Here is a 17819-nt window from a genome sequence, read left to right as displayed (position 1 = left end):
CGATGTCCGAAACGCCTGGCTGGTCCTCACCCGACCAGCAACCCAACCAGCCGCAGCAGCCGAACGGGCCGCAGCAGCCGCCGCAGCCCCCGCCGGGCTACTACGCCCCGCCGCCTCCCGGTCCGGGCCCGACGATCAAGCCCGGTGTGATCCCGCTGCGCCCGCTCGCCGTCGGTGAGATCGTCGACGGCGCGATCACCACGATGCGCCGGTACCCGAAGCTGCTCATCGGCGCGGCCGCGGTGGTCGCGGCGATCACGCAGATCGTCGGCCTGCTGGTGCAGCTGCCGTTCCTGGACGACCTCACCGCGGTCGTGGCGCTCGACCCGAACACGATGACGCAGGAACAGGCCGTCAACCAGTTCACGGACGCGATCGTCGGTTTCCTCACCGGCACGTTGCTCAGCGTCCTGCTGGTGCTGCTCGGCACGGTGTTCCTGTCCGGCTTCATCACCGTCATCGTGGGTCACGCGGTGCTGGGCAAGCCCGTCTCGTTCGCGCAGGCGTGGGAAGAGTTCAAGCCGCGTCTGCTGCCGCTGCTCGGCGCGACGCTGCTGTCCGGTCTGGTGATCGCCGTCGGCCTGCTGTTCTGCATCGTGCCCGGCATCTACCTGTGGGTGCTGTTCGCGCTCGTCACGCCGGCGCTGGTGCTGGAGCGCTGCGGCGTCGGCGCCGCGTTCGGCCGCTCCAAGAACCTCGTGAACGGCGCGTGGTGGCGGACGTTCGGCATCCTGCTGCTCACCGTCGTGATCGGCTGGGTCATCAGCTGGATCATCAGCCTGCCGTTCGGCCTGCTGGGCGCGGCGACCACTGGTTTCAGCAGCGACCCGACCGCGGCGCTGAGCATCGGATCGCTGATCCTGTCCACGATCGGCGCGATCATCGCGTCCACGATCACGCTGCCGTTCAGCTCCGCGGTGACCGTGCTGGTCTACGTCGACCGCCGGATGCGCTCCGAGGGCATGGACATCGAACTCCAGCGGGCCGCAGGGCATGGCGGTATCTGACGTACCGGTAGATCTCGACCGCGACGACGCCAGGGACGCTGCTGTCCGGGAGCTCAGCGACCCGGCGTACGTCTCGGACGACCCGAACCCGATCGAGCGCGCGTTCGAGTGGGTGCTGGAGAAGCTGGGTGAGTTCTTCGCGGGCGCCGGCGGCATGAGCGGCATCACCGCGATCACGATCCTCGTCGTGGTCGCGGTGATCGTCGTGATCGTCATCAGGCTGCGGGTGGGGCGCACCGGTCGTGCGCTGCGTTCGGGTGACAAGGTGTTCGGCTCGTCGGTCATGACGGCTGCCGAACACCGTGCCGCGGCCGAACGTGCCGCGGCGGCCGGTGATCTGGCCGAGGCCGTGCGCGAACGCTTCCGCGCGGTGGTGCGGGAACTGGAGCAGCGCGGCGTCCTCGACCCGCGCGCCGGACGTACTGTCGACGAGGTGGCACTCGAAGCGGGCAGGGCACTTCCGGTGCTCGCGGACGACCTGCGCGGCGCGGCGGTGCAGTTCGACGACGTCTGGTACGGCGGCAGGCCCGCCACCCCCGAGGGCTATCAGCAGCTCGTGACGGTGGACGGCAGGGTGCGCGGATGACGGCGGTCTCCCCCGACGCCGGGCGGATCTGGACGGCCGCGCGCGGCCCGTTGCTGATCGGCGTGATCATCCTGTTCGCGGCCGTCGTGATCACCTTGCTGCGCGGCGGCGGTGAGGGCGGTTCGCTCGACCCGCGCTCGTTCCGCCCGGAAGGCAGCCACGCGGTCGCGAAGTTGCTGGAACAGAACGGCGTGCGCGTCGAACTCACCGACAACGCGTCCGCTGTGGACGGTGCGACGCTGTTCGTGACGCAGCCGAACCTCCTCGATCCGGAGCGGTTGCAGGACCTGAGCAAGCGCGCGGCGGCCACGGTGCTGCTGGCCCCCGCGACCGGGACGAGCCGGGTCGAGGTCGAGACGCGGCAGCCGGGCTGCCCGCTGGCGTCGAAGGCGGGCGCGGCGACCACCGGCGGGTTCGTCTACGAGGGCGAACAACGTTGCTACGACTCGACGTTGGTGCGCACCGGCACGGTGACGATGATCGGGTACGGCGGCATCTTCACGAACCGCGACATCGACGAGGAAGGCAACGCGGCGCTCGCGTTGTCGTTGCTGGGTCAGCACGACCGGCTGGTCTGGTACGTGCCGTCCGCGGCGGACAAGTCGCAGCAGAAGTCGTTCACGGATCTCATCCCGGGCGGCTGGAAGTTCGCCGCCCTGCAACTCGGCCTCGCGGCCGTGGTGATCGCGCTGTGGCGGGCCCGCAGGCTCGGCCGGGTGGTGCCGGAACCGCTGCCGGTGGTCGTGCGCGCCGCCGAGACCGTGGAGGGCAGGGCGCGGCTGTACCGCCGGTCGCGCGCCGCCGGGCACGCGGCTTCGGTGCTGCGGCAGGCGACCCGCGAACGGCTGGCGCCGCTGCTGGGGCTGCCGGCGGGCGAGGACCCGTCGGTCGAGATCGCTCACCGGACGTCGCGCCCCGTCGCCGACGTCCGGACTTTGCTCTATTCCCAGGAGCCGGTGGACGACCGGGGGTTGGTCGCGCTGGCTGACGAGCTGGACGCTCTGGAGAACGAGGTGCGCAAGGCATGACGGCAGTGGTCACCACCGAGGAAGCACGCACGGCGCTGGTGGCGCTGCGCACGGAGATCGGCAAGGCCGTGGTGGGCAACGACGCCGCCGTCACGTCCCTGATCCTCGCGTTGCTGTGCAAGGGACACGTGCTGCTGGAAGGCGTGCCGGGCGTCGCGAAGACGTTGCTGGTGCGCGCGATGGCCCGTGCGCTGGACCTGTCGACGACGCGCGTGCAGTTCACGCCGGACCTGATGCCCGGCGACCTCACCGGGTCGCTGGTCTACGACTCGCACAACGCGGCGTTCTCGTTCCGCGAGGGCCCGGTCTTCACGAACCTGCTGCTCGCCGACGAGATCAACCGCACGCCGCCGAAGACGCAGGCTGCGCTGCTGGAGGCGATGGAGGAACGGCAGGTGTCCGCGGACGGCAAGACGCGCCCGCTGCCGACGCCGTTCATCGTCGTCGCCACGCAGAACCCGGTGGAGTACGAGGGCACCTACCCGTTGCCCGAGGCGCAGCTGGACCGGTTCCTGCTGAAGGTGACCATGCCGATCCCGCCGCGCGAGCAGGAGATCGACGTGCTGGCCCGGCACGCCGCCGGGTTCGATCCGCGCGACCTCTCTTCGCTGTCGCCGGTGGCCGGTGCGGCGCACCTGGAGGCCGGTTCGGCGGCTGTGCGTGCCCTGACCGTGGCGCCTGAGGTGATCGCTTATGTGGTCGACGTGTGCCGTGCGACCCGTCAGTCCCCTGCTGTCCGTCTGGGCGTTTCTCCGCGTGGTGCAACGGCTCTGCTGGCCGTCGCACGGGCGTGGGCGTGGCTGGCGGGGCGTGAGTACGTGACGCCGGACGACGTGAAGGCGTTGGCTCGCCCGGCTCTGCGGCACCGCCTGGAGCTGCGCCCGGAGGCCGAGCTGGAGGGCGTGACGGCGGACGGCGTGCTGGACGGCGTGCTCGGCGCGGTCCAGGTGCCGCGCTGACGTGGCGCTCACGGGCCGCGCGGGGCTGCTCGCGCTCATCGGGGTTCTCGTCGTCGGACTGCTCTTGCCGTCGTGGCAAGGGATTCTCGTCGTGCTCGGCGCACTGCTGTTGTGCGTTGCGGTCGACCTGTTGTTGGCGGCCGGTGTACGGCGGTTGACGTTCACGCGCGCTGGTTCGACCTCAGTGCGCACGGGTGAGCTGTGTTCCGTGCAGCTGACCGTGCACAACCCCGGTCGTCGGTTGCGTGGCGTGCTTCGTGACGCATGGGCGCCTTCTGCCGGTGTGGTCGCCGACCGCGTCGCTGTCGACGTGCCTGCTGGTGGCTCGCGTGTGCTGTCTTTCGACCTACGGCCGATACGTCGTGGTGATCGCGTTGCCGACCGTGTGACCGTGCGGTCTGTCGGGCCGTTGGGGATTGCGGCACGACAGGGCTCGCACGTCGTGCCGTGGACGGTGCGCGCGCTGCCGCCGTTCCACAGCCGCCGTCACCTGCCGCCGTTGCTCGAACGACTGCGCGAACTGGACGGCCGTCGCGCCTCGCTGATCCGGGGCGCCGGCACGGAGTTCGACTCGCTGCGCTCCTACGTGATCGGCGACGACGTGCGGTCCATCGACTGGCGCGCTTCGGCCCGTTCGTCGGACGTCGTGGTGCGGACGTGGCGACCTGAGCGCGACCGGCAGGTGACGATCGTGCTCGACACCGCCCGCACAGCGGCGAGCCGCGTTTCCGGCGCTCTGGGTGGCCTGCCGCGGCTGGACACGTCGATGGACGCCGCGTTGTTGTTGTCCGCCTTGGCCTCACACGCGCGTGACCAGGTCGACTTCCTGGCGTTCAGCCACAAGGTGCGTGCTTCGGTGCCTCGGGCCACGCTGCCCGTCCTGGTGCAGGCGATGGCACCGCTGGAGGCCGAACTGGTGGAGTTCGACGCCCGTGGCGTGGTCGCGGAGGTGCTGCGCCGGGCCGGTCGCCGGTCTTTGGTGGTGCTGCTGACGTCGTTGGAACCGTCGATCGAACACGGCCTGCTGCCGCTGTTGCCTGCCTTGGCTTCGCGGCACCGGCTGCTGATCGCCTCGGTGTCCGACCCCGCCGTGCACGAGATGGCGGCCGGGCGCGGGGACCTGGAATCGGTCTACGCCGCTGCTGCTGCGGAACGCACTCTGGCCGAACGTCGCCGTCTCACCGCTTTGCTTGCACGGCACGGTGTTGACGTTGTGGACGCACTGCCGGATGATCTGCCACGCGCTCTCGCGGACCGCTACCTGTCGTTGAAGGCCGCAGGCAAACTCTGAACTTGTACCGGCTCCAAAAAGTACTTCCTTCGGGGCTATTCGGGCGGAAACGATGGAGCCGAAAGCCTTGCTGCTCCTAGTTTCTTGCCATGCCACGACGAAACTCCAGCGTGGTGGGCCGGGAGTTCGGCATCGGCGTCAGGAACGCCATCGAGCAGACCCAGATGACCCACCGCAAGATCGCCGAAATGCTGGACTGGGACGAGTCCAAGCTGTCCGACCTGGTCCGGGGCAAGGGCGGGGTCAGTGAGACCGAGTTGCTGCAACTGCTCGCCTTCTGCCGCGTCCCACCCGCCGAGGTCCGCCACCTGCTCGCGCTGTACCGCGAGACCCGCGAAACCGGGTACCTGAAGATCCCCGAGGACGGCCTGCCTGACCAGGTGCGCAGCCTGATCGAACAGGAACGGCTCGCCAACGTCATCACCGTCTGGTCGATGAACGCGATCCCTGGCCGGCTCCAGACGGCTGACTACATGCGTGCGCTCGTCGCAGCGGCAGCCCGCAAGAAGACGATCGACTACGAGGAGGTCATCGCCGCGAGGATCGCTCGCCGCGAGCTCTTCCACTGGAGCCGGGAGTTCGTGTTCTACACCCACGAACAGGCACTGCGACTTCCGGTAGGCGGACCGGAAGTGATGAGAGATCAACTGCTCCACCTGCTGGCGATGATGAACCGCTCGTACATCACGGTCCGGGTCGTTCCGACCGCCATCGGCGCACACGCCGGGTTGGCCGGCTCGTTCATGCAGCTCAAGTACGAGAAGTTCGAGCCGGTCGTCTTCATCGAGAGCCAGAGCTCCAGCCTCTTCCTCGAAGACAAGGCGTCGCTGGGCACCTACTCCGACCTGTTGAAGCTCCTCGACCAGCAGGCCTTGGATGCGGAACAATCGAAGGAGCTGATCAACAGCATGCTGATCTGAGGAGATGTCCCGAATGTCGGTCTGGCGCAAGAGCAGCTACAGCATCGAGGCAAACGACTGCGTCGAGATCGGTCGTCGCATCGGCATCCGGGACAGCAAGGCACCCTCTGCCCATCTGCCCGTGTCCGCCGACGCGTGGTCGGCGTTCCTGCGCCGTGTGAAGGCTTAGACAGCGACCGGCGCGACGTCCTCACGTTCGCTCGCGTCCACGTCACCCGTCTCGCCCTGTTGCGCGGCACGGCGTCCGATCACGAACACGTACAGTAGGAACAGCACCTCAGCGACGATCCCGATGCCCACGCGCGCCCACGTCGGCAGCCCGGACGGCGTCACGAACCCTTCCAGCACACCGGAAACCAGCAACACCACGACGAGCCCGAGCGCCACCGCCACCACCGCCCGGCCCTCGGCGGCCAGTGCGGCGCCGCGGGTGCGTTTGCCGGGGTCGATCACCTGCCAGCCCAGCCGCATGCCGATGCCGGCCGCGACGAACACCGCCGTCAGCTCCAGGAGTCCGTGCGGGGCGAGCAGGCCGAGGAACTCCGCGCCACGCCCCGCGCCGAACATCAGGCCGACGCCGACGGCGAGGTTGAGGGCGTTGGTGAAGAGCAGGTAGATCGGCGGGATCGCGAACAGCACGCCGAGCAACAGGCAGGTGGCGGCGACCCAGGCGTTGTTCGTCCACACCTTCGCCGCGAACGACCCGGCAGGGTCGCTGGAGTAGTAGGCCTCGTACCCGCCGCCGACCTTGGTCATCTCGCGCAGCTCGTCCGGCGCGGCGATGGTCGCCTGCACGTCCGGGTTCGCCGCGATCCACGCCGCCATGATGCCCGTGACCAGGTAGAACACCACTCCGGCCGGCACCCACCAGCGCCAGCCGAGGTAGATCGCGGCGGGTAGCCGGTGCGTGAAGAAGCGCGTGAACACCTTGAACGCCGGCGTGTGCGTGCCCGTCAGCGCCGAGCGTGCCTGCGCGACCAGCGACGACAACCGTTCGACGGTGGCCGGGTCCGGGGTCTGGCTGCGCACGATCGACAGGTGCGTCGTGACGCGCTGGTACAGCTCGATCAGCTCGTCGGCCTCGGCCCCGCTGAGCCGGCCGGACCGCTTCACGAGCTGCTCGAGCCGCTGCCACGACGCGCGGTGGCGCTCGATGAACACGTCCAGATCCACGATGAGTCACACTATCCGCGTGGGGGACCTAGTCACCGGTGAAGCCGTAGTTCTGGACCTGCGCGTCGCACAACTCGCGAGCAGGGCCGTCGCGTTCGTGTTCGACGTGGCCGTGCAGTTCGGCCTGCTGCTGCTCGCCTTCCTGATCACGCCGATCGGCTTCGACGACGCGCTGCAGTCCGCTCTCGCCCTGTCGCTGACCGTCCTGGTGCTGATCGGCTACCCGACCGCCGTCGAGTCGCTGTCCCGCGGCCGTTCGCTCGGCAAGCTGATCATGGGCCTGCGCGTGGTGCGCGACGACGGCGGCGCGATCCGCTTCCGGCACGCCCTGGTGCGTGCTCTGGGCGGCTTCTTCGTGGACTTCTGGGCCCTCGGCCTCGGCGGCGCCGTCGCACTGTTCACGTCCCTGTTCTCGCCGCAGGGCAAACGCGTCGGCGACTACCTCGCAGGCACCTTGGTCATCCACACGCGCGTGCCGGCGCAGACCGTCGAACTGGCCGAGATGCCGCCACAGCTGGCCGAGTGGGCGCGCGGCCTGGACCTGTCGCAGCTGCCGGACGAACTGGTGCTGGCGACGCGGCAATACCTCAGCCGCTATCACGAGCTGACCAAGAAGGCGCAGTGGGAGCTGGGGACGCGGCTGTCGGACGACGTCGGTGCCGCGATCCGGTCGCCGCGCGTCCAGTTCACGCATCCGCATCCGTACCTGGCCGCGGTGCTGGCTGAGCGGCGGCGGCGCGCGGCCGGCTAAGCCGCCAGATGTGCGGCGGTGATCGGTGATTCGACCGTCCACCCGAGCTTCTCGTACAGCGCAAGCCCAGCCTCGGTGGCGACCAGCACGGCGCGCACCGCGCCACGGTCCTCGGCGACGCGCGACAGTTCGGACATGACGACACTCCCGAGACCGCGCCTGCGATGCGCGGGGTCGGTCTCCACCACGTCGATGACGGCGGCGCTCCCCCGCACCGCGACCCGTCCCTTGGCTGCGAACTCGCCGCCGCCGGTCCGGACGACGACATCGTGCACGTCGCCGTTGCTGTGCGTGTCCACGGTGTAGTGATCCGGCGGGGTGATGGTCTGCTGAGTCCCCAGCTCGGTGCTCATCAGGTACTCCGGCGCACCGATCGTCCACCTCGAACTCAGCGCGGGCCTCACCTGCTCGGCCGAGCCGCAGACCTTCAGCCAGGAGCCGGGTTCGGTGAGTACGGCGGCACGTGGGCCAACCGAGCCCGGTTCCAGCAGGACGTGACGCACCCGGTGTTCGGGCAGGCCGACGTCGATGCGATAGCCGTCGGGTTCCTGCGCGGGATCCGGGGTGCCGCGGGACAACGCCCAGCCCCACACCCAGTCGGTGACGACCTGGATGGTCTGCGGCGATGCCGGAGTCCTGAAATCGATCACACTGCGATCCTGTCACGCCTCATGCGGCCGCACGGCGCAATCGTTCAGCCGCCTGCTCACGAACGGCGTTGAGGGACAGCGGCGCGTCCCCGTGCAGCACTTCCCACCGTGCGTTGTGCAGCGCGGTCCACAAGCTGGCCGCCCACGCGATCTCCTGCTCCTCCGCGGTGAACTCGCGCCCCCGGAGCTCCTGGTACGCCGAGAGGAACGCGGCGGAGCTCTCCACCGGAACCAGCGACGGCGGCGGATCGTTGGCGAACGCGCCGGACGCCGCACCCACCAAGGCCGCCTCGGGTTGCCAGGCCAGGCTGTCCCAGTCGTGCACGGCCCACACCTCGCCGTCCCGCCAGCGCAGGTTCTGCGCCTCGAAGTCGGCGTGGCCCAGCACGCACGGCAGATCGGTGGCCAGCAACCGTTTGCGCACGCGCTCGGCCGTGTCGGTGACGTCTTCGGGCACCACGCTCTGGTCGCGCGAGTCGAGGAAGTCGATCACCGGCCAGAGCCCGGAATCGGTGTGGTCCCAGCGCGACCAGCGAGGGTTCGGCAGCGGGGGCGCGACGGTCACGACGGATAGTTCGGCCATCAGCCGGGCGAACACGGCGGCGTAGCGCTCGGCGATGTCCGGAGTGTCGCCGCGCAGTATTTCGCCACCAGGCAGGAAGTCTTCGGCGTGCACGGCCAACGCGCCGACGGCGACCAACGGCGTGATCGGCCGTGGACATGGGAAACCCCGTTTGGCCAGCACGGTCTGTGCTTCAAGGCACGACGCTGCCCGACCGTCATCGACCCGTGCCTTCACCACGACGTCTCGCCCGTCGGCCAGCCGCAGACCGACGACCTCCGAGATCGACCGCCGCTCGAACAACACGCCGACGGGCGCGCTCCCCAGGTGAGAAGCGCACCAGGCCGGCAGCCAGTCCAACGTCAGACTCCGAGCAGTTCGGTCAGCAGCAGCGGGTTCATGTAGTCGTCGTAACGCACGATCTCGCCGTCACGCAAGTGGATGATCGCGACGGCGGTGAACGTGTAGTAGTCCTGCTTCACCTTCGACCAGCCGCGATGCGTGATCTCGGCGACGGCCACGGCAGGGTCGTTGGTGCGCCAGCACTGCGCCTCGACGCCGCGCACCTCGATCTTGTCCCGCACCGCCGCGCCGCGGACCTTGCCGAAGTACGCGCGGATCTCCTCGCGCCCCTTGATCTCCTCCGGCTGCCACGCGGTCGCGAAGCGGTAAGCCATCACCCCGTCCTCGGCGAAGAGGTCGGCGAACTGCCCGTGCGTCTCCTCCCCCGCCACCATGCTGCGAACATGCTCGACGATCTCCTCGGGTGTGCGCGTCATCTGTCGTGCCCCCATCTCTAGAATCGGAACGGTGACCCCGGTTAAGACGATACGGAACGCACGCCCCGGTTGGCAACGATGAGGGCCGATGCGGCGCGGAACCGCGAGAAGGTGCTGGAAGCGGCGCGGGAGTTGTTCGCGGAACACGGTTACGACGTGCCGCTGGACGAGATCGCGACGAGGGCCGGTGTCGGGCCCGGCACGGTCTACCGCCACTTCCCGACGAAGCAGGCGCTGTTCCAGGCCGTCACCGAGACGCGGGTGTCGGCCATGATCGAGTCGGCCGCGAACCCCGCGGAGGACCCCAAGGCCGCGCTGTTCGCGTTTCTCAGCAGGATGGCGGACGAGGCGGCGGCGAAGCGGGACCTGTCCGACGCGATCACCATCTCACCCGACCTCCGCAAGAGCCTGCACGCGGCGTTGGGCGGGCTGCTCCACCGCGCGCAGGAGGCGGGCACGGTCAGAGCCGATGTCACGGCCACCGACCTGGTGGTGTTGATGAAGGGGATGCTGCAGAGCATGCACGAGGGCGCGAATCCCGCCGTGCTGCTGGAGATCGTGCTGAGCGGGCTTCAGTCGAGCCGGAAGCCGTAGGGCAGTTCCAGGCGGTGCCGGGCGAGCAGGTCGGCGTCGGCGAGGATCTCGCGGGTCGGGCCGTCCGCGACGACCACGCCGTCGTCGATCAGCACGCTGCGGGGGCAGATCTGCAACGCGAACGGCAGGTCGTGCGTGACCATCAGCATCGTGCGCCCCAGGCCCAGCAGCAGTTCGGCCAACTCCCTGCGCGCCACCGGTTCGAGGTTCGCGGAAGGTTCGTCGAGCACCAGGATCTCCGGGTCGCACGCGAGCACGGAGGCGAGCGCGACGCGGCGGCGTTGCCCGCCGGAGAGGTGCAGCGGCGAGCGGTCGGCCACGGACTCCATGCCGACGGCGCCCAGGGCTTTCGCGACCCGGGCGTCCACATCGGACAGACCGAAGTTCTGCGGGCCGAACGCCACGTCCTCGCGCACGGTCGGACAGAACAGCTGGTCATCGGGATCCTGGAAGACCAGGCCCACGCGGCGGCGGATCTCGCGCAGGTTCCGCTTCGAGACCTCCAGACCGGCGATCGAGACGGTGCCGGAGCCGCCGGAGTGGACTCCGTTGAGGTGCAACGCGAACGTGGTCTTGCCGGCACCGTTCGGACCCAGCACCGCGACCCGTTCGCCGTGCTCGACGCGCAGGTCGACGCCGAACAACGCCTGGTGCCCGTCGGGGTAGGCGAAGGCCAGCTTGGAAACCTCCAGTGCCGGTGCGGCAGGGGTTTCCGGCACGATCGTCGCCGAGCCCGAGGGCCTGCCCGTCCAGCCGCGCGACACCATCGCGAGGTGCACCCTCTCTCCGCGTTCGTAGGACCGGATGAACAGTGTGCCGACCGCGCGTGCGGTGGCGCCCGCCTGCCAGAGAAAACGGGGGTCGTCGCCGCGGGAGATGCGGGCCACGCGCATGCGTTTCGCTTCTCCCACCACGACTTCGCCGTAGCGCAGCATCAGCGTGGCGATCATGATCAGCGGGGCCGGGACCTTCAGGGTCTGCAGGCCGCGCAGCAGGTCGCCCGGCGCCGTCGTGGCGGCCAGGGTGAGGCTGACCAGCACACCCAGCGTGCCCTTGGCCAGGATGTTCCAGCCCGCCAACGAACCTTCGACCGACACCGAGAAGCCCAGGAATTCGGTGCGGGGGTCCGTGCCGAAGATCGGCAGCAGGAACGCCAGCACCACGAACGGCACCTCGATCACCGCGCGCTTCACGAACCACAGCACCGGAACGCGCGCCACAGCCCACACCGCGACGATCACCAGCAGGTACAGGCCGAACAACGGGAACAGCGTGCGCGGGGTCGCCACGACACCCAGCACCGCCGCGAACGCCACGAGGATCTTCACGTGGGGCGCTAGGCGGTGCACCGGCGAGTCGCCGGCGTGGTGCAGGACGTCGTGACTGCCGCTCACTGCGCGTCGGAGTTCGTGACGTCGGACTTCTTGCGCAGCAACCAGAACAGACCGAACGACACCGCGAGGACGACGACCACGCCGAGCACGCCCGCGAGCCCCGTGAACTTGTCGTCACCGCCGAGCGCGTAATCGGCGAACGTGCTGCCGGAGAACGGGTGTTCCTGCGCGTGCTCGGCGATGCCGGTGTCCTCGACCGTCTTGTCGAGGCCGTCCGGGTCGCCCGACGCGAAGTACGACAGGACGCCCGCGATCAGCAGCGACACCAACGCGAAACCGATGAAGAACTTCTTCACGACCGCACCTCCAGCGGCTTCTTGGTGCCGCGCAGCAAATAGACGAGGTCGGGCCGGATCGAGGCGACCGACGTGACGGTGACAGCGGTGATCAGGCCCTCACCGATGCCGATCAGCGCGTGCAGGCCCCACATCAGCAGCGCGACCTTGCCGATCTCGACGCCACCGGCACCACCGATCGCGTACTCGACGACGAAGCCGGTCGCGGCGACCACGGTGTTGATGAACGCCGAGACGAACGCGACGGCCGCGAGACCGCCCTTGCCCCGCTCGGCGACCTTGCGCAGCGCGACGGCGACGAGGAACCCGGTCGCGGTGCCGATCAGCGCCATGTTGGTGACGTTGGCACCGAGCGCGGTGAGGCCGCCGTCCGCGAACAGCAGCGCCTGCACCACCAGCACGATCGTCACGCACAGCGCGCCGACGTACGGGCCGACCAGGATGGCCGCGAGCGCGCCACCGAGCAGGTGTCCGGACGCGCCGGGCAGGATCGGGAAGTTGATCATCTGGACCGCGAAGATGAACGTGGCCACCAGGCCCGCCATCGGCGCCGTGCGGTCGTCGAGGTCCGCGCGGGCCTTGATCAACGCGAAGCCGACGCCCACCGCCGCGATGACGAGGAAGGCGACGGACACCGGCGCGTTCAGCAGACCGTCGCTCATGTGCATGGCAACAGGTGACATGACAGGTCACGCTAATTGCGACACGGCGGCTATGGCCAGCTGTGTGCAACAACAATTTGGAGGCGAGAAGGCGTTGATGGTCACACCCCGAGGTTCGCGACAGCGGCCTCGCAGGTTCGCCACTCCCTAGTCATCCGATGATTTCTGCGGTTAGATCCTTCCGCCGCCGCCACGGCACGGAGGGACGAACAGTGACAGAGCTGTCGCGTAGAACGTTTCTGTACGGTACGGGCGCGGCCGTGGGGGCCTCCGCGCTCAGCGGAGGAGTCGCGGCCGCGGCCCCGGATGAGCCTCAGACATCGGGTCACCACGGAAGCTCGACCGTGCACCGGGACGTGGTCCGGGACGCCCGCATGGAATGGAAGCAGCTGCCGAAGAACTGGGGCGACAGCCCGTTCCTCGCCAACGGATTCCTCGGCGTGCAGGTCTACGCGGGCCGCACGCCGAACGAGCTGAAGCTCATGCTCAGCCACTCGGAGGTGCAGGACCAGCGCGAGCACTGGGAGGCCGCGGTCGGCCTCTCCCGGCTGCCGATCGGGTACCTGACCTTGGCTTTCGCCGGCGCGATCACCGCCGTCGACTGGACGCTGGACCTGTGGAACGCCGAGCTCACGGGCTCGGTGACCACCACCCAGGGCAGCGCCACGTTCACGATGCTCGTGCACAACAGCCGCAGCACGTTCCTCGCGACCGTGAAGGGTGACGTGACCTGGGGTTTCCAACCGCTCCAGTCGGCGACGACCCGCACGATCCGCAAGCCACCGGAATACACGGCCAACCCCGACGCGACCCTGGGCGCCGCCAACGGCGTCTCCTATGCCGCACAACCGCTGCACGCGGGCGGTGGCTACACAACGGCCTGGCAGACCCGCAGCGGCCGTTTCGCGGCCCACGTGGCGTACACACACCCTGCGGACACGCACACGTCCGACGCGATCCGTGAGGTGCGCCAGGCGTTGTCGATCCCGTTCGAGGTGCTGACCCTGCAGCACCGCCGCTGGTGGAACGCCTACTTCAGCAAGTCGCTGGTGTCCGTGCCGGACAAGCTCGTGCAGCGTTTCTACTGGGCGCAGCTCTACAAGATGGCCGCCGCCACCCGCAACGACGCGCCCGTCATCTCCGAGTGGGGCCCGTGGTTCCCCGAGCAGGGCAACAGCTGGACGGCCGTGTGGTGGAACCTCAACGTCCAGATCTCGTATCCGCTGATCAACGGCTCGAACCACCACGAGCTCGACGCGGTGACCACGACGTTGAAGCGGTTCGAGCACCACCTCGAACTGAACGTGAACCCGGCTTACCGCGACGGCAACTCGTACGCGATCTGCCATCCCGGCGACCGCACGTTGCGCTCCGGTCCGCGCTACTGCGGTGTGCCCGGCGTGGCGCCGAACGACCATACGGGCAATCTTCTGTGGGCCTGCCACAACGTGTGGCAGGGCTACCGGCACACGATGGACAAGAAGATCCTTTCCGATGTGCTGTTCCCGATCCTGACCAAGGCGGTGAACTACTACGCGCGGTTCCTCGTCGAGGGCGTCGACGGCAAGCTGCACCTGCCGGAGACGCGTTCGCCGGAGTACGCGAACGCGACGGACACGACGTACGACCTGTCGCTGATCCGCTGGGGCGTGCGCACGTTGCTGTCCATTGAGGAGAACGCGCGTTGGCGCGATGTGTTGAACAGGCTCGTGCCGTACCACCAGGGCCCGAACGGCGTGCTGATCGGCAAGGACGTGTCGTTGAACGACTCGCACCGCCACTTCTCGCACATGCTGTGGTTCTACCCGTTGCGCGAACTGACGTGGGACATGCCGGAGCACCGCGAGCTGATCGCGAAGACGTTCGACCACTGGGTGTCGCGGCAGGGGGCTTGGGCGGGCTACAGCTACGGCGCCGCGTCCGCGATGGCGTCGGCGATGGGCCGGCCGGAGGAGGCGCTGTCGTTCCTGCGCTACTTCCTCGACCGCAAGCAGGTCGGCACGAACGCCGTGCTGACCGAGAACACCTTCTACCGCGAGGGCGGCAACCTCGCGATCGAGTCGCCGTTGATGTCCGGTCAGGCCGTGCTGGAGATGATGGTCCAGTCGCACAACAACGTCGTGCGCGTCTTCCCGTCCGTGTCGTCCACTTGGGCTGACGCGTCGATCAGCTCACTTAGGACGCAGGGCGCGTTCCTTGTGGACGCTTCGCGCTCTTCCGGCCGCACCGACTGGGTCCAGGTCCACTCGGAGGCCGGTTCGCCGCTGGTCCTCGACCACGGGATCACCGGCGAGATCGACGTGCGCGACGCGTGGGGACGTCGACTGGACTACAAATCACGCGGTGCTGCCATCGAAATCCCGCTTCGCCGAGGTCAGAGCGCCATCGTCTCGCGCCGCGGCACTCGGCCGAACGTCTCAGCACGCGATGTGACGGCGAACGGCTCGTCGGGGCGCTGGGGTCTGCCGTAACGTCCAAATTCGAACATTCGGATTGTGTGGACGAGTGGGGTGTGTGCACGGTGGATCTTCAGCACTGGCTCAACGAGGCGCTGGCCAACCACGAGAAGTGGACAGCCGACTACGGCTCCTACGCACCCCACTCGTCCCTGCAGGTCGACCCGGCGCTGTTCGGTTCGGCGCTGGCCGAGCTGCAGGACCGGCTGCGCGACAACTACCCGTTCTTCCACCCGCGCTACGCGGGCCAGATGCTCAAGCCGCCGCACCCGGCGGCCGTCGTGGGCTACCTGTCCGCGATGCTGATCAACCCGAACAACCACGCCCTGGACGGCGGCCCCGCGACGGCCGCGATGGAGCGCGAGGTCGTCTCCTCACTGGCGTCGATGTTCGGCTACGGCGACGAGCACCTCGGCCACCTCACCTCCAGCGGCACGATCGCCAACCTGGAAGCTCTGTTCGTCGCACGCTCGTTGCACCCTTCGCGCGGTGTCGCCTACTCCTCCGAGGCGCACTACACGCACTCACGGATGTGCGGCGTGCTCGGCATCGAGGGCCACCCGGTGCCCGTGGACGGCCTCGGCCGCATGGATCTGGACGCCCTCGAAGAGCTTTTGCGTTCCGGCAAGGTCGGCACAGTCGTCGTCACGCCGGGAACCACCGCTTTGGGCGCCATCGAACCGGTGCATCTCGTGCTGGACGTTGCACGACGCTACGACGCACGGGTGCACGTAGACGCCGCGTACGGCGGCTTCTTCACGTTGCTCGCGGGCACCGATCTCGCACCCGAGCCGTGGGAGGCCATCGGCTCGTGCGACTCCGTGGTGGTGGACCCCCACAAACACGGCCTACAGCCCTACGGCTGCGGCGCCGTGCTGTTCCGCGACCCGTCCGTGGGCCGCTTCTACCTGCACGACTCCCCCTACACCTACTTCACGTCCGACGAGATGCACCTGGGCGAGATCAGCCTGGAATGCTCCCGCGCCGGCGCCGCGGCCGCGGGCCTCTGGCTGACCCTGCGCCTGCTCCCGCTGACCCGCGACGGCCTGGGCGAGGTGCTGGCAGCCGGACGACGGGCAGCCGTCCGGTGGGCGTCGATCATCCGCGAGTCCGCCGAACTCGAGCTCTACCAAGAGCCCGAACTCGACATCGTCACATACTTCCCGCGCACCAGCCCTCTGTCCCTGTCGGCCGTGGACGCCGCCTCGCACCGGGTCATGGATGCGGGCATGAACGCGCCGGTCGACCCGGTGTTCCTGAGCGTGGCACGGGCGTCGAAGCCGGCGTTCGCGGCGCGGCACCCCGAGGTGACGGCCGACGCGGACGGCGCGCGGGTGCTGCGCAGCGTGCTGATGAAGCCGGAGTCCGAGGACTACCTGGACACGCTGCACGCGCGGGTGCTGAGCCTGCTCTGACCCGCGTTGCGGGCCCGCGAAGCCGGAGGCGAGCCAGCTGCGATGCGAAGCGAGCCGTCCTGTCAGGATGCCTCGCTGGGTACGCCCTGGTCAGAGGCTTTGATGGGTAGTGGTGATGAGGTGACCACCGCGCGATTGGGGCTTGACTTTGGGTTCGAGGCGCTACCGTGTTCGGATCGGCCGGGCTCTTTATGCCCGGCCTTTGAAGGCCGATGAGCGCCTCGAAAGGGCCCCGAAGTCAAGCCCCAATCGCATCGCGGCGCCAGCCGCGACACGCAACCACCCCGTCATCGGCCTGCGCGACCACACGCGGCACGGGCCCAGGGCACGCTCACGCAAGGGTCCCCTCGCGCTCAGGCTCCCCCCGCGACCCAACGTACCCAGCAGGTCTGACACTTCCGCCCACCCGAGCAGCCCCGCCAGCTCGAGCACCTCTGCCAGCCCCTCGACAACGCCGAAATGGGCGACTCACCAAGTCGGGGCGGTGATTCCCCGGCCAGGTGAGTCGCCCTTCAGGCGACCATGTCAGCCGTGCTTGGCGCGCCGGCCGGATCGGCGCGGCGGCAACGGCGTGTCTCCGCGCAGATCGAGGCGCCGCTGCTCGCCGTTGGCCTCGAGGTGCGTCACCATGCGGCGCAGCATCTCGGCCAGCGACTGGGCCTCGGACGACTCCAGCGGGTCGGAGACGAAGACCTCTTCCTCGTTGAACTTGGGGAAGAGGTCGGCCATCAGTTCCTCACCCTCGGGGGTGAGACGCAGGACCGCGAGGCGCCCGTCGGTCGGGTGGCCGAGACGTTCCAGCAGGCCCCGTGACTGCAGCGTCTTGGCGACGCCGGTCAGGGTGCCCTTGGAGATCCCGGCCTCCTCGGCCACGTAGCGCGTCTCCATCTCGCCCCAGATCCACACGACCCAGAGCACGACGAAGCCGGTCCAGGTCAGATCGCTGGTGCGCAGCACCGAGTTCTCGAGGTGCTGGCGAATCGCGGTAGCGGCGCGGTGGATGTTCGACACCGCTGCCATCTGCTCGCGATGCAGCGGCACCGCACCGAGTTTGGCCTGGACGGCTTTCTCGGTCTCGGCAATCGTGTGGTGACCAGACAACTCAAAGTCTCCCGTGCTCGAGCTCAGGTGTTCCCGGCACAATACTTGCGGTTCCGAACTATGTCTGTGATGTGGTGCGAGTCGGTCCGCAACCACTTTGATCACGATCCCACATCGTGCATGATCTCGTGACGGTCGTCACCCGTCCAGTTACGGACTGTTGCCTCGTGGTGGACGATGAGTGCGGAGCACCCC

At 68.8% G+C, this 17819-nt stretch carries 19 protein-coding genes and 1 pseudogene; 11 read left to right on the top strand and 9 right to left on the bottom strand.

The genetic code is table 11. The annotated features are described in order from the left end of the window. Window positions 1-2: 2 nt before the first annotated feature. The 7 genes from ACWGE0_RS16415 (at window position 3) to ACWGE0_RS16385 (ending at window position 5960) form a co-directional block, all read left to right on the top strand. Window positions 3-1007, top strand: a complete 1005-nt coding sequence (locus ACWGE0_RS16415; protein ID WP_452261716.1) for a hypothetical protein — start codon at window positions 3-5, stop codon at window positions 1005-1007. Continuing rightward, window positions 994-1593, top strand: coding sequence for a DUF4129 domain-containing protein (locus tag ACWGE0_RS16410; RefSeq protein ID WP_452261715.1), 600 nt, complete (start codon window positions 994-996; stop codon window positions 1591-1593). The genes ACWGE0_RS16415 and ACWGE0_RS16410 overlap by 14 nt, the downstream gene beginning before the upstream one ends. Next, a complete protein-coding gene (locus ACWGE0_RS16405) occupies window positions 1590-2621 on the top strand; it encodes a DUF4350 domain-containing protein (protein ID WP_452261714.1) in 1032 nt (343 codons plus the stop codon). Before ACWGE0_RS16410 ends, ACWGE0_RS16405 begins: the two co-directional genes overlap by 4 nt. Continuing rightward, the gene (locus tag ACWGE0_RS16400; protein ID WP_452261713.1) at window positions 2618-3580 is read left to right on the top strand and encodes an AAA family ATPase; all 963 of its coding nucleotides are present in this window, start codon (window positions 2618-2620) and stop codon (window positions 3578-3580) included. The genes ACWGE0_RS16405 and ACWGE0_RS16400 overlap by 4 nt, the downstream gene beginning before the upstream one ends. Before the next feature lies 1 nt (window position 3581). Continuing rightward, on the top strand, window positions 3582-4871 hold the full coding sequence (locus tag ACWGE0_RS16395) for a DUF58 domain-containing protein (RefSeq protein WP_452261712.1): 1290 nt from the start codon (window positions 3582-3584) through the stop codon (window positions 4869-4871). An 89-nt stretch (window positions 4872-4960) separates the two neighbouring features. Then, window positions 4961-5791 (top strand): Scr1 family TA system antitoxin-like transcriptional regulator, encoded by an 831-nt coding sequence (locus ACWGE0_RS16390; protein ID WP_452261711.1) that lies wholly within the window; start codon window positions 4961-4963, stop codon window positions 5789-5791. A gap of 13 nt (window positions 5792-5804) precedes the next feature. After that, window positions 5805-5960, top strand: a complete 156-nt coding sequence (locus ACWGE0_RS16385) for a DUF397 domain-containing protein (protein ID WP_452261710.1) — start codon at window positions 5805-5807, stop codon at window positions 5958-5960. Here ACWGE0_RS16385 and ACWGE0_RS16380 read toward each other — a convergent pair. Further along, on the bottom strand, window positions 5957-6964 hold the full coding sequence (locus tag ACWGE0_RS16380) for a stage II sporulation protein M (protein WP_452261709.1): 1008 nt from the start codon (window positions 6962-6964) through the stop codon (window positions 5957-5959). The two genes, ACWGE0_RS16385 and ACWGE0_RS16380, sit on opposite strands and share 4 nt — an antisense overlap. A 19-nt stretch (window positions 6965-6983) precedes the next feature. Here ACWGE0_RS16380 and ACWGE0_RS16375 point away from each other — a divergent pair, with 19 nt between their 5' ends. Further along, entirely contained in the window at window positions 6984-7715 is a 732-nt protein-coding gene (locus ACWGE0_RS16375) for an RDD family protein (protein ID WP_452261708.1), read from the top strand. On the opposite strand, the gene ACWGE0_RS16370 is transcribed toward ACWGE0_RS16375, so the two are convergent. Genes ACWGE0_RS16370 through ACWGE0_RS16360 form a run of 3 tightly spaced genes read right to left on the bottom strand, consistent with a single transcriptional unit; the run spans window position 7712 to window position 9706 of the window. Further along, the gene (locus tag ACWGE0_RS16370) at window positions 7712-8365 is read right to left on the bottom strand and encodes a GNAT family N-acetyltransferase (RefSeq protein ID WP_452261707.1); all 654 of its coding nucleotides are present in this window, start codon (window positions 8363-8365) and stop codon (window positions 7712-7714) included. The two genes, ACWGE0_RS16375 and ACWGE0_RS16370, sit on opposite strands and share 4 nt — an antisense overlap. A 19-nt stretch (window positions 8366-8384) precedes the next feature. Then, entirely contained in the window at window positions 8385-9233 is an 849-nt protein-coding gene (locus tag ACWGE0_RS16365; RefSeq protein WP_452261706.1) for a phosphotransferase, read from the bottom strand. A gap of 56 nt (window positions 9234-9289) precedes the next feature. Beyond that, on the bottom strand, window positions 9290-9706 hold the full coding sequence (locus tag ACWGE0_RS16360; RefSeq protein ID WP_452261705.1) for a nuclear transport factor 2 family protein: 417 nt from the start codon (window positions 9704-9706) through the stop codon (window positions 9290-9292). A gap of 78 nt (window positions 9707-9784) precedes the next feature. On the opposite strand from ACWGE0_RS16360, the gene ACWGE0_RS16355 reads away from it, so the two are divergent. After that, the gene (locus ACWGE0_RS16355; RefSeq protein WP_452261704.1) at window positions 9785-10300 is read left to right on the top strand and encodes a TetR/AcrR family transcriptional regulator; all 516 of its coding nucleotides are present in this window, start codon (window positions 9785-9787) and stop codon (window positions 10298-10300) included. Here the strand turns inward: ACWGE0_RS16355 and ACWGE0_RS16350 are convergent. The 4 genes and pseudogenes from ACWGE0_RS16350 to ACWGE0_RS16335 all read right to left on the bottom strand — a co-directional run bounded on the left by ACWGE0_RS16350 (window position 10279) and on the right by ACWGE0_RS16335 (window position 12673). Then, complete coding sequence (locus ACWGE0_RS16350) at window positions 10279-11067, bottom strand: energy-coupling factor ABC transporter ATP-binding protein (RefSeq protein WP_452261887.1); 789 nt, start codon at window positions 11065-11067, stop codon at window positions 10279-10281. The two genes, ACWGE0_RS16355 and ACWGE0_RS16350, sit on opposite strands and share 22 nt — an antisense overlap. Further along, a pseudogene (gene cbiQ, locus ACWGE0_RS16345) lies at window positions 11053-11649 on the bottom strand (cobalt ECF transporter T component CbiQ); the annotation flags it as partial. The gene ACWGE0_RS16350 and the pseudogene cbiQ, both read right to left, overlap by 15 nt. A 41-nt stretch (window positions 11650-11690) precedes the next feature. Next, a complete protein-coding gene (locus ACWGE0_RS16340; protein WP_452261703.1) occupies window positions 11691-11990 on the bottom strand; it encodes a PDGLE domain-containing protein in 300 nt (99 codons plus the stop codon). Continuing rightward, complete coding sequence (locus ACWGE0_RS16335) at window positions 11987-12673, bottom strand: energy-coupling factor ABC transporter permease (RefSeq protein ID WP_452261702.1); 687 nt, start codon at window positions 12671-12673, stop codon at window positions 11987-11989. The genes ACWGE0_RS16340 and ACWGE0_RS16335 overlap by 4 nt, the downstream gene beginning before the upstream one ends. A 353-nt stretch (window positions 12674-13026) precedes the next feature. On the opposite strand from ACWGE0_RS16335, the gene ACWGE0_RS16330 reads away from it, so the two are divergent. Further along, complete coding sequence (locus ACWGE0_RS16330; RefSeq protein WP_452261701.1) at window positions 13027-15123, top strand: glycosyl hydrolase family 95 catalytic domain-containing protein; 2097 nt, start codon at window positions 13027-13029, stop codon at window positions 15121-15123. 50 nt (window positions 15124-15173) lie between these two features. After that, window positions 15174-16523 (top strand): pyridoxal phosphate-dependent decarboxylase family protein, encoded by a 1350-nt coding sequence (locus ACWGE0_RS16325; protein WP_452261700.1) that lies wholly within the window; start codon window positions 15174-15176, stop codon window positions 16521-16523. Window positions 16524-17048: 525 nt separating this feature from the next. Here ACWGE0_RS16325 and ACWGE0_RS16320 read toward each other — a convergent pair. Further along, on the bottom strand, window positions 17049-17564 hold the full coding sequence (locus ACWGE0_RS16320) for a MarR family winged helix-turn-helix transcriptional regulator (protein ID WP_236219911.1): 516 nt from the start codon (window positions 17562-17564) through the stop codon (window positions 17049-17051). Window positions 17565-17819: the final 255 nt, after the last annotated feature.

This window comes from Lentzea sp. NPDC054927 (assembly GCF_053610285.1).
This window is presented reverse-complemented; position numbering and strand designations above follow the sequence as displayed.

Excerpts from the sequence above, each read along its gene's own strand:
- ACWGE0_RS16415 (WP_452261716.1), top strand. The coding sequence starts at position 3 with ATGTCCGAAACGCCTGGCTGGTCCTCACCCGACCAGCAACCCAACCAG.
- ACWGE0_RS16410 (WP_452261715.1), top strand. The coding sequence starts at position 994 with ATGGCGGTATCTGACGTACCGGTAGATCTCGACCGCGACGACGCCAGG.
- ACWGE0_RS16405 (WP_452261714.1), top strand. The coding sequence starts at position 1,590 with ATGACGGCGGTCTCCCCCGACGCCGGGCGGATCTGGACGGCCGCGCGC.
- ACWGE0_RS16400 (WP_452261713.1), top strand. The coding sequence starts at position 2,618 with ATGACGGCAGTGGTCACCACCGAGGAAGCACGCACGGCGCTGGTGGCG.
- ACWGE0_RS16390 (WP_452261711.1), top strand. The coding sequence starts at position 4,961 with ATGCCACGACGAAACTCCAGCGTGGTGGGCCGGGAGTTCGGCATCGGC.
- ACWGE0_RS16385 (WP_452261710.1), top strand. The coding sequence starts at position 5,805 with ATGTCGGTCTGGCGCAAGAGCAGCTACAGCATCGAGGCAAACGACTGC.
- ACWGE0_RS16360 (WP_452261705.1), bottom strand. The coding sequence starts at position 9,706 with ATGACGCGCACACCCGAGGAGATCGTCGAGCATGTTCGCAGCATGGTG.
- ACWGE0_RS16355 (WP_452261704.1), top strand. The coding sequence starts at position 9,785 with ATGAGGGCCGATGCGGCGCGGAACCGCGAGAAGGTGCTGGAAGCGGCG.
- ACWGE0_RS16350 (WP_452261887.1), bottom strand. The coding sequence starts at position 11,067 with ATGGTGTCGCGCGGCTGGACGGGCAGGCCCTCGGGCTCGGCGACGATC.
- ACWGE0_RS16335 (WP_452261702.1), bottom strand. The coding sequence starts at position 12,673 with ATGTCACCTGTTGCCATGCACATGAGCGACGGTCTGCTGAACGCGCCG.
- ACWGE0_RS16330 (WP_452261701.1), top strand. The coding sequence starts at position 13,027 with ATGGAATGGAAGCAGCTGCCGAAGAACTGGGGCGACAGCCCGTTCCTC.